7 protein-coding genes are annotated in these 11,220 nt (G+C 43.1%); 1 reads left to right on the top strand and 6 read right to left on the bottom strand.

The features are described from left to right. Positions 1-246: 246 nt before the first annotated feature. The 3 genes from ACSLP7_RS09720 to ACSLP7_RS09710 are packed head-to-tail and all read right to left on the bottom strand — an operon-like array spanning position 247 to position 4,883. The gene (locus tag ACSLP7_RS09720; RefSeq protein ID WP_435579119.1) at positions 247-2,235 is read right to left on the bottom strand and encodes a cytochrome c biogenesis protein CcdA; all 1,989 of its coding nucleotides are present in this window, start codon (positions 2,233-2,235) and stop codon (positions 247-249) included. Continuing rightward, positions 2,223-3,530 (bottom strand): tRNA lysidine(34) synthetase TilS, encoded by a 1,308-nt coding sequence (gene tilS / locus ACSLP7_RS09715; protein ID WP_435579118.1) that lies wholly within the window; start codon positions 3,528-3,530, stop codon positions 2,223-2,225. The genes ACSLP7_RS09720 and tilS overlap by 13 nt, the downstream gene beginning before the upstream one ends. A 45-nt stretch (positions 3,531-3,575) precedes the next feature. Further along, positions 3,576-4,883, bottom strand: coding sequence for an anthranilate synthase component I family protein (locus ACSLP7_RS09710; RefSeq protein WP_435579117.1), 1,308 nt, complete (start codon positions 4,881-4,883; stop codon positions 3,576-3,578). 34 nt (positions 4,884-4,917) lie between these two features. Between ACSLP7_RS09710 and ACSLP7_RS09705 the strand changes: the two genes are divergently transcribed. After that, positions 4,918-8,478, top strand: coding sequence for a TraB/GumN family protein (locus ACSLP7_RS09705; protein WP_435579116.1), 3,561 nt, complete (start codon positions 4,918-4,920; stop codon positions 8,476-8,478). On the opposite strand, the gene lpdA is transcribed toward ACSLP7_RS09705, so the two are convergent. The 3 genes from lpdA to ACSLP7_RS09690 form a co-directional block, all read right to left on the bottom strand. Continuing rightward, the gene (gene lpdA / locus ACSLP7_RS09700; protein WP_435579115.1) at positions 8,479-9,885 is read right to left on the bottom strand and encodes a dihydrolipoyl dehydrogenase; all 1,407 of its coding nucleotides are present in this window, start codon (positions 9,883-9,885) and stop codon (positions 8,479-8,481) included. A 90-nt stretch (positions 9,886-9,975) separates the two neighbouring features. Then, positions 9,976-10,620 (bottom strand): CPBP family intramembrane glutamic endopeptidase, encoded by a 645-nt coding sequence (locus ACSLP7_RS09695; RefSeq protein ID WP_435579114.1) that lies wholly within the window; start codon positions 10,618-10,620, stop codon positions 9,976-9,978. Next, positions 10,613-11,080 (bottom strand): Lrp/AsnC family transcriptional regulator, encoded by a 468-nt coding sequence (locus ACSLP7_RS09690; protein ID WP_435579113.1) that lies wholly within the window; start codon positions 11,078-11,080, stop codon positions 10,613-10,615. The genes ACSLP7_RS09695 and ACSLP7_RS09690 overlap by 8 nt, the downstream gene beginning before the upstream one ends. Between the last annotated feature and the right edge of the window lie 140 nt (positions 11,081-11,220).

Raw genomic sequence — 11,220 nt, 5'->3', positions numbered from 1 at the left:
AAAATGGAGGACTTAGCGCTTTTTAAGGCCTTGAAAAATACGTGGAAATACGTATAGGATTTACGTCAATACCACACTACTTTTAACCAACTAAGAAAGCGTGCTTTCGTCGTTACAATTAATAATTTTTTGTGGGGATGAATTTTTATTAATAGGCAAAGCACGTAACTGAAGCTCTAGGGCTTCAGTCTTTGCTAAGTTAGGTTTGTCTAAGCACTCTTGCACCTCGTGTTCAGAGTGCTTTTTTTATTGACTGAAATTAAACTTTAGAGCAGGTTTTTCTTTGTACTTCTCCAAACCTTGTTTTAACCAAGCTGCGTATTCTGAGGCATCTGGAGTGTATCCAATAGGCGTATTGAGCAGATTGAGATCTGCGTCCATCAGCACATAATAAGGCTGAGAATTATTTTTAAAGTTGACCGTTTGAAAGGTGGCCCATTTGTTTCCAATATTGCGAATGGACTTTAAGGAGCCGTCTGGACGAACAAAATTGAACTGCTCCTGCTCTGGCAAGGCTTCGCGGTCGTCCACGTATAGAGAGATCAAAACATACTCATCATGCAATAGGGATTTGACTACTGGTTCTACCCAGACCTGCTCTTCCATCTTTCTGCAATTCACGCAAGCCCATCCGGTAAAATCTATGATGATTGGCTTTTTAAGGCGTTTTGCCGCTGCTACGCCTTCTTCAAATGTGGCATAGGTGTATTCTCCGTGAATATCGGAGATCTCTTTGTCATAAACGCTGTAGAACATCGGTGGTGCAAACCCACTCAATACGGGTAAATTAGATTTTGGTGGATTGGGAATCCCCAAACTCATATAGCCTGCAAAAGCCACAAACAGCAATCCTAAGACCACAGGAACCGCTTTGCGCTTTCTAGGTCCATCATGCGGAAACTTGATGAAACCAAACAAATAAGCCGCTAAAGCTAAACTCAACAGTATCCAAATCCCTAAAAAGACCTCACGCTTGAGCAAGCCCCAATGAGATACCAAATCAGCATTGCTTAAAAACTTAAAGGCAAAGCCAAGCTCCAAAAACCCTAATACCACTTTAACGGTAGTCATCCATCCGCCGCTTTTGGGCAGAGAATTCAGCCAGTTTGGGAACATGGCAAATAAGGCAAATGGAAGCGCTAGGGCCAATCCAAAGCCTGCAATTCCATAGGTGAGCTGCCAAGCGCCACCATCGGAGGACAAAGAGTTTCCCAAAAGGGTTCCTAAAATCGGTCCTGTACAACTAAAAGAAACAATGGCTAGGGTGATCGCCATAAAGAAAATACCTAGGACTCCACCTAGGGAAGTCGCCTTTTGATCCATTTTAGTTCCCCAAGAACTCGGCAAAGTCAATTCGAAATAACCGAATAATGAAAAGGCAAAAACCAAAAAGATCACAAAGAACACCACATTCAGCGTCACATTGGTCGATATAGTATTGAGTATTTCTTCATTGATGGAATCCAAAACGTGAAACGGCACACTCAACAACACGTAGATCAGCGCTATAAACAGCCCGTAGAGCAAGGCGTTAACAATGCCGCGTTTTCTGTTTTCTGATCCTTTAGTGAAAAAAGAAACGGTAAGCGGAATCATCGGAAACACGCATGGAGTCAGTAAAGCGATTAGTCCACCGAGAAATCCGAGCAAAAAGTTCTTCCAACCTGAGTTTTGCTGTTCGTTCGTTTCTAAAAATTCTGTGTTGCCCATCTCCAATACCAAGGCATCGGTAAGCTCTTTGTCCTTTGCTGTAGCCTCAGGATTGTCAACAATTTCAGCACCTCCAGGCACTTTCAATGGAATAATAGCATTCTCAAATATGCAGCGCTCTGCGTCACAGGATTGGTAATCAACTACAACGCTTAAAGGAGCCCCCTTTTTGTTCTGGACCAGGCTTTGTGTAAAACGTGCGCTTTGTTCATGAATCCCGATCTCCATTTCAAAGGTCTCGTCATACTTGCGCTTCACCTCGCTTTCTACAACATCTTCTATCACGGTATAATCTCCTTCAGCAAACTCATAGGAGATCTCCGTAGGAATAGGCCCACCCTCGTCCATATAATAGGCGTAGGTATACCACTCTGGGATTATCGTCGCATCCAAGGTAATGCGAATGGTATCGCCATTCTGCTCGTTTACTTCCGCAGTCCATTTGATGGGATCAGTGACCTGAGCCTGAGTGGTAAAAGCTAAAAGAACTAAAAGAACACTGTATAAATATTTTAATCGCGCCATGTAATCTGAAGCAGGTTTTTGGTGTTGTTGCTGACTTTGAAGCGATCATCTGCCCGATGACCAACCACCCAAACTATCTTGGAGTCGCTGCAAAGTAGCCATATTTTTTCTTTTTCCAGTCGTGATATTTTCTGGTTGATGAAGTAGTCACTGAGTTTCTGTGAACCTTGCATTCCGAAGGGAAAAAATCGGTCTGCGGCCTGCCAAGTTCGCAACTTCAAGGGCCACTTGAGCAAATCCGCATCTACAATTAGGGTGTTTTTATCACAAGGGCTTAGCGCATCGATCTGCTCAAAATGCAAGTCAATGGGCAAATGATCCGTTTGTTCTGAGGATTCGATTGTATAGTGTTCAAATGATTTACTGCTGATGGATTGTAAAATCAACAATTCCCGATCCTTGAGCAATTGGTAATCATCCGTGCGGACCTCAGTGCCCGATTGGCCTATTGGCAATCGGTATACTGCATCCCAATCCGTGAACCCAAAGGGACTCAGTAATTGATACAACACTCCATTTGGCGAATTCACCCTGGAGAGCGCAGTCAGGTCAATAGACAATCCATTTGTAGTAGGATTCCAAACGACTCCTTCTAAGCCCTGCATATAGGCGGAGATTAGTTCATTGGCTTGCTGTAAATGCTGCTGCGTTTCCCTAAGCTTATCAGTAATGTTGGGAAATACCTCTTTGAGCGCAGGAACAATTGTCAAGCGCACTTGATTTCTCAAATAGGCCTCTGAGGCATTAGAACTGTCTTCACGCCATTGCAGATCATTGGCATTGGCATGCTGCAAAAGAACTTGCCGATCAAAATCCAACAACGGACGTAAAATGGTTCCATTTTGCCGAGGAATGCCCTCCAGACCCTTAACACCGCTTCCTCTACTCCAATTCATCAAGAAAGTTTCTAAAGCATCGTCTGCATGATGTGCGGTCATGACATAATCATAACCGTGAGCATCACACAAATCATCAAAGAAACTGTAACGCAGACGTCTGGCCAACATCTGCAAAGATTCCTTAGTGGTGTCGAGCATGGTTTTGGTATCAAAGACAACATCGTGCAACACCAAGTTGTGCTTTTTAGCGAGTTGCTTCACCAATTGATGATCTGCATTGCTTTCATCACCTCGCAATTGATAATTACAATGCGCCACAGCGATATCAACAGCTTGCCTTCTCATAAGATCCAAAAGTACGCAACTGTCTAATCCTCCGCTAACAGCAAGCAAAATACGCTTACCATCAAGGCTGGGTAAAATCGTTCCGAATTGTGCTGAAAAGGAATCGAGCATGCGCAAAGATAGGATAAGCCAGCTAATGGTTTTGTTAAGTCTTATCTAAGAATTATTCTCCAGAACTTCCCGCATGGCCTTGGCCTTTAGCAGACATTCTTCATATTCATCTTTGGCATTGGCCGCTGCGGTGATGGCTCCGCCGACTGGAAAACTCAAATAGCCTTTTTGAGCATTGTACAATATGCTTCTGATGACCACATTGAAATCAAAATCGCCTTTAGGATCAAAATAACCGATGGCTCCGCTGTAAACTCCGCGTTTAAAATCCTCTTGGGCTTCGGCTATCTGCATGGCAGCTAATTTAGGCGCTCCGGTCATACTTCCCATGGGAAAGGTAGCTTCAATCAGGGCTACACTGTTCGTGTTTTCAGGAACCTCAGCCGCTACTGTGCTTATGAGTTGATGCACCTGTTTAAAACTGTGCAACTCACAAAGCGCTTCTACCTGAACAGTTCCAGGAACCGCTAACTGGGAAAGATCGTTACGCACTAAATCTGTGATCATAATATTCTCACTGCGTTCCTTGGGATTATTCTCAAGTGCTTCTTTTAAAGCAAGATCTTCTTCTGGAGTAGCCCCGCGTTTCGCTGTTCCTTTGATCGGTTGAGATATCACACGAGCACCGTTTCGTTTTAAATAGCGCTCTGGTGATGAGGAAAGTATGTAATGGTCGTCAAAACGCACAAAGGTGCTGAAAGGAGCTTCTGCTATGGCGTTGAGATGATCATAAATACGCCATGGATCAATGGTAGCATCCATGGCATAGAATTCTTGACAGAAATTCGTTTCATAGATATCTCCGCGTTGTAAATGATGCTGAATCTTATCAAAACGCTCAAAATAAGTGTCTTTAGTAGTTCTTAATCGCACCCGAATCGACTTCTCAGTATTGGTATATTCTACAGGCATATCGACAAGGGTGGCGCGGATGCCTTGGAGATCTGGGATAATTAAATCGATTAAATCCTCAGGATAACTGAAACTACAGATCTCCCCTTTAAGAATGATCAAGCGCTGTGGAACTACAAAATGCAAGTCAGGAAATCCCAAAACATCAGTGTTGTTAGAGCTCAGGTTCTCCAATTCATTTTTAAGATCGTAACCCAAATACCCAAACATCCAATCGGGATGGGCTTCACGAAAGTCCTTTAATGCTTGAAAAGCGGTACCTGCTTGGGTTGCCAAACTCGCCAAAGATCCTAGGGCAAACGCACAATCAAAGGCAGCTCCAGTGGAATTTTCGGTGTTGGAGTCCAAGCAAACCACCTGATCAAATTGCCTGCTCCACGCAAAGAGTTGTTGTTTGAATCGACCTGGGGATTCTAATTTAAATCGGTAAGTTTTCCTCAAGAAATAGAAATATTATGCCTTAAAATTACTATTATTGAGTGTTACAAATCCCTTTATTTATAAACAATTGAACTACCTGCGCTCTTCGGCCAGCAAATCTGGTCTTTTACCGACACTCTTACTCTGTTTATTAACCGTTCTCACCTCCTTTGGACAAGACAGCGGGCATCAGTTGCTGTGGAAGATCAGCGCAGCAGATAACTCCCGTGTTTCTTACCTATATGGGACTATGCATTTACAAGACAAACGGGTGTTTAATATCAGTGACTCACTACTTCCTGCTATAAAACGTTCTGAGGTGTTTGCTTTGGAGCTCCACCCAGACAGCATGACCAGCTATATCGATGATGAGCTTTCCGAAGCTTACAAAGAGAACATTTATAAACGCATACTCTCTGAAGAGGATTACAAAAGGTTGGATGATAAATTCATGGCTGCTAAAGGGATGGCCTTGGAGGACTATTATACCTTCAATCCAGACATTGTTGAGGCCGCCTTAAACGACATAGAATACGGAACCAAAGACATGCCCAACTTTTTGGACGGCTACCTCTACTCCATTGCCTTTCAGAATGGAAAGATAATTAATGGGCTGGAACAGGTAGAAGATCAAATAGAACTTCCAGAAGAGATTGATGATGAGGCTTTAAAAGCACGAATACTCGAAATGATCGAGGTATCTCCGGACCAGTACCGAGAGACGGTTGAGCAAATGATCAACCTTTACAATTCTGGCGCCATTGACTCCATTCACGACTTCATTATGGAGAACGATCAATACGACGACACCATGGTGCGTCGCAACAAGGTTATGCTAAGCAGCATGGTAGAAATTATGAGCAATAAGAGCTTATTTGCTGCTGTGGGAGCCGCGCATTTGCCAGGAGATGAAGGTTTGATCAATTTACTGCGCAACGAAGGCTACACTGTGGAGCCGGTTGAAGTGACTTTCAACAATGCCAATAATTATGAAGACTATCAACCTGATCCATCAGGCTGGTTTGAAAGCAAGCATCCAAAATACGGCTTGACACTGCGCACGCCTATCCAACCGGAGTATTATCAAAGAGATCCTCTTTTGATCTATTACACGCCTGACCTGCTTTCCGGCTTGACCTTTGCCTATATGCTTAGTGAAGAATTGCCGATGCCAGTGATCTCTGAAAAGAACATCAAAGGCTTTTTGGCGGATTATTTCTCAGACGATGACAATACAGAATTAAACATTATAAGCGAGCGTGAATTCAAAATTGACGGGCAGGATTTCTACGAATGTGTTGTTAAGAACTCAGACGATGAATATTTGCGCTTTGCCATCAATGTGGAGTCAGATCAATTTATGGCCTTTTTGATAGAAACAACCGAAATGGGCGTAAACAGCGGCAGCGCTGATGCCTTTTTTGAATCCATAAGCCTGACTAAACCGGACCCAGATGCCACCTATCAAGGAAAATGGCGTCGCTACACCAATGAAAAAGGTGCCTTTAGCGTTGAAATTCCGGATGTGGAAATGCAGGATATGGATCGCGAAGTAGAGAATCCGTTGGATCCTGAGGGAGAGCCTTATTATATGAACATTGATTTTATTTCTGATCCTCAATTAGATTACAACTACTTAATTCGATACAATGATCAACCCGAAGGTTATTATTTGGTCAATCAGGAAGAAATTTTAGAGACTCTAGGAGCCGAATTACGAGCTGGAATTGAATTGGTTGGTGAACCCATTAAGTTTGAAGAGCAAGGCGTTAGAGGCTTTATTGCGTATTTGAACTTCTTTAATACGTACAACGGAGTCTTCAAGTTTTACTTCCGCGGCAACAGAAGTTATGCCTTAATGGCGCAGGCCAAAGAGAAAGGCGAAGAAGTAGATCCAAATTCTCGATTCTTTACCAGTTTTAAGCTGGAACCCTTTTTGGAAGACGAGGTCTCCGATTTCAAATACGAAGATCTGTTCACCATGGAATCTCCTGCTGCCTTGACGCTCTTCTCTGAAGAAGAAGGCACCGATGCGGACGAATTCTTATACACCAAATCCTACACGGCCACCTCAGCAAATACAGGCGGGTTGTATATGATGGAAACCAGCAAATTGAATCCGCTCTATCGCACCAAAGACATAGACGCCTATTTGGATACAGCCTTGGTTGACATTTTAGAGTACCAAGACTCCATTGCAGAAAAAGAGTTGATCAACATCAAAGGAATACCTGGCATCAAAGCCCGTATTGTGAATCCTAACAGCAATGTACAGCAGTTTATTCAAACCATGTATGTAGATGATCATTTGGTTCAGCTCTACACCTGTTTGGGACAAGACGAAGTAGATAAAGGCCTACAGGAATTATTTTTAGAATCCTTCAAATACACGCGTAAAAGGCCAAAAATGGACGTGCGCGCCTCTAAAACCAAAGAGATCGTAGCGGCACTGATGAGCCCTGACACCTTACAGGTTAAGCGAGGACAAACTGCCCTGCTCTATCACGATTTCACCACGGAAGATGTAGACCTTTTGCTTACTGCTCTGCCCTACAAAGCCATTGAAATAGAAGGTTACGAGCTCAACAAAACGGATTTGATCGTACCGATAACCAAATACGGTAACAAAAAACATATGGAAAAGTTGTTGGATTACTACCGATCAGAATCTACCGAAGAAAATATCAAAGAGGAGATCGTGAGTGAATTCTTGAACTTCCAAGATATGCAAGCAGATCGTATTTTGATGGATCTTTTGGTAAAGAATCCACCCAAGCGTACAGACGAGTATTTCTTGGCTTTCTATCAACTGGAAGACAGTCTGGATATCTTGAAGCGTTATCCGAGAGAATTGGCGCAGCTATACAGCAATGATGACTTTAAGGATCAACTCATCGGTCTTTATGTGGACCATATGATGGGTATGGATGAGCTGCCAGAATTATTCTCAGAATTGCAACAGCGTATCATTGATGACATTCCAAATCAAATGGCCAAGTACCAAGACACTGTATTACGCAATCAAAGTTTCCATTTGAATGAGAACCTGCTTTATTACTATATGAGTATAGCCGAATCTGATCCGGCGGTGAACGCAGAAGACAGCGGCGAGATTCTCAAACAGATCTTTACACCCTATGCCAAAGATCCTTGGACCAAAACGGAATCCATGCTCAAATACATGGCCATGGGCTTTACTGTAGAGCCAGACATTCTCAAACAGTATATGGATCCCTTTTACTCGCGTTACGAGATCATGGAGGCTTTAGTGGATGCCGAATTGAGCGATCTGATCCCAGCGGAGTATTTGGAACCCAATGCGTTTACAGAGCTCTGTGTATACAATTATGTGGGTGATTACGTCTCGGAATACAACAACGAGGTGAAAAAACTCGGAGAGATTGAAGATGATGGCGTCACTTACGGAATCTACAAGATCATTTCCACCTCAGACGATAGCGAACCCGTAATGGCGCTAGGGATCATTTCAGCACCAAATCTCAACGATTTTGGTACCAATGATGCCTTCACCGAGTTCGATGAGATCAAAACGGCCTGGAAACTGCAAGCGCGTTCCTTGATTCGTCAATACAAACGCGCGATGAGCGAGGAATGATTAAATGTGTAATGGACGTTTGTCTGTAGCATCCAATGCAGCCTCTTTTACAGCTTCTGCATAGGTTGGGTGCGCGTGACTCATACGTGCAATATCTTCTGCACTGGCGCGGAACTCCATAGCAGTAACCGCCTCACTGATCAAATCAGCAACACGAGCTCCTACCATATGAACGCCCAATACCTCATCCGTAGCAGCATCGGCAAGAATTTTCACAAATCCATCGATATCACCACTGGCACGAGATCTACCTAAGGCGCGCATTCCAAACTGTCCCACTTTGTAGTCTACTCCAGCTTCTTTGAGTTGATCCTCTGTTTTCCCAACAGAAGCAACTTCTGGCCAGGTGTATACTACTCCAGGAATTAAGTTGTAGTTGATATGTGGTTGCTGACCGGCAATGGTCTCTGCAACAAACACACCTTCTTCCTCTGCCTTGTGTGCCAACATAGCTCCTTTTACTACATCTCCAATAGCGTAGATGTTTGAGACGTTGGTTTGCAAGTGTTCATTTACCTCAATACGACCGCGTTCGTCAATTTGGATTCCAGCTTTATCAGCGGCCAACCCATCCGTATACGGACGACGCCCTACAGAAACCAAACAATAATCTCCGGTAAAGCTTACTTCTTCACCTTTTTTATTGTTGGCCTTGATGGTCACTTCGTCGCCATTGCGCTCTACAGAAGTAACTTGGTGAGAAACGTGGAATTTCACCCCTTGCTTTTTCATCACTTTAGTGAGTTCTTTACTCTGCGCACGGTCCATGGTCGGAATGATTCGATCCATGTACTCAATAACAGAAACATCAGCACCCAAACGGCGGTAAACCTGTCCGAGCTCCAATCCAATAACTCCTCCACCGATGATCACTAAGTGTTTAGGGATTTCTGGCATTTTAAGCGCTTCAGTAGAAGTGATGATGCGCTCTTTATCAATAGTTATGAAAGGTAAGGTCGATGGCTTACTTCCTGTAGCAACAATAATGTTCTTGGCTTCCAGGGTTTCTTCTCCACCTTCAGTCAAATCAACTTTTACGTGAGTGGAATCTACAAAAGAACCCATCCCGTGAAATACGGTGATTTCGTTCTTTTTCATTAAATAGTCGATCCCTGAAGTAGTTTGATCTACCACCGATTGCTTGCGCGCGATCATTTTCTCTAAGTTCACTTTCACTTCACCCGGAACTTCAATTCCGTGCTCCTCAAAATGCTTAACTGCATCCTCGTAGTGGTGAGAAGAATCCAAAAGGGCCTTACTTGGAATACAACCTACATTTAAGCAGGTTCCTCCTAAGGTATTGTACTTTTCGATCAGGGCAGTTTTCATCCCCAATTGTGCACAACGAATGGCTGCAACATAGCCCCCAGGGCCAGATCCAATTACTACTACATCAAATGAACTCATAAAAAATGATTTTAAATCGACTGCAAATTTACAAAGCTTTTGGCGTTCTACCTAAGTCCTTAGTCGCAATATTACCTCCCTCCTTAAGTCTTAAGCTGCACAGGCATCCATCCCTGGAAAAGCCAGCATATCTCCCATCCCAACCGTAAATAGCCAGTTGCCGTAAACCGCGTGTTCAATACTGACTAGTAAGGTCGATCGCGTTTTAAAATACGTATAAGCAAACAGCAACCCGCCAATAAAGGTCAATACGGTTACCAAGGTATTCCTAAAGAATATGTGAGCCAATGAAAAGACCACGGCATTTACAAAGATCAGCACCTTCTTAGATGGAAATAAGGCCTCAAAACGACTAAAGAAATACGTTCGGTAGATCAATTCCTGCGGCCATACGGACAGAAAGGTATAGACTCCTAAGATCTTTACAAACAATTCTGGGTCACTCTTAGGCACACAAAACAAACTGCTGGGCGCCTTCCACAAAACAAAGAGCGTGGTCACAATCCCAATGATTAAGAACTGCAGTCCAATGCGCTTCCAGAAGGGCTTCCACGGATAGTTTTTAAACCACTTTAAGGGTTTGTCAGGATCCTTGACCAAACGCACAATGATATAGGTCAATCCCGCTACGGCCAAGCCTGCTTTGATCCAGATGGAATAATCCCAAGCAAAGCTCACGGGCAAAAGAGCGAAGAAGATCAAAAACTCTGCCCCGAGCAGGTATTTGTTACGCATGATCCATGACATGTTTGGTAGTGTGTTTCACCGCACTAATCACAAAAGAACTGTGTGTGTTTCCGATATACTGCAAGGTGGTCAATTTAGTCACCATAAACGCCCTGTAGGCCTCCATATCCTCAACGGCTACCTTTAAAAGATAGTCGTAATCCCCACTGATGTGATGACATTCTAATACTTCTGGCAAGGCAATGATGTCTTGCTCAAAGGTGGTCAAATAGTCTTTGGCGTGTTGGAGTAGCCTGATCTGGCAAAAAACAACAAAGTCTCTTTGAATTTTACTCTCGTCCAAGAGCGCCACATAATTTTTGATGATTTCATTACGCTCCAATTTTTTGATGCGCTCATAAATGGCAGTTGGAGATAAATTGAGTCTTGAGGAAAGCTCTTTATTGGTGATTTTTGCGTCTTCTTGCAGAATATTTAGAATCTGCTTATCTGTTTGGTCAAGTTGCATAGAAAATTTTTCGGTGTTCGTAGCTATTTTCAGAATGGAGCATAAATTTTTAACTAAGATATGGCTTTTTAGCCAAATAAATTACTAATTAAATGTAACAATTTGGTTAAATCTACAAATCCCAATTAAATTTGATGAAT

Source organism: Gilvibacter sp., assembly GCF_965601605.1.
Classification (GTDB): Bacteria; Bacteroidota; Bacteroidia; order Flavobacteriales; family Flavobacteriaceae; genus Gilvibacter.
The sequence above is the reverse complement of the archived record's forward strand: the minus strand, read 5'-3'. Positions and strand labels throughout refer to the sequence as shown.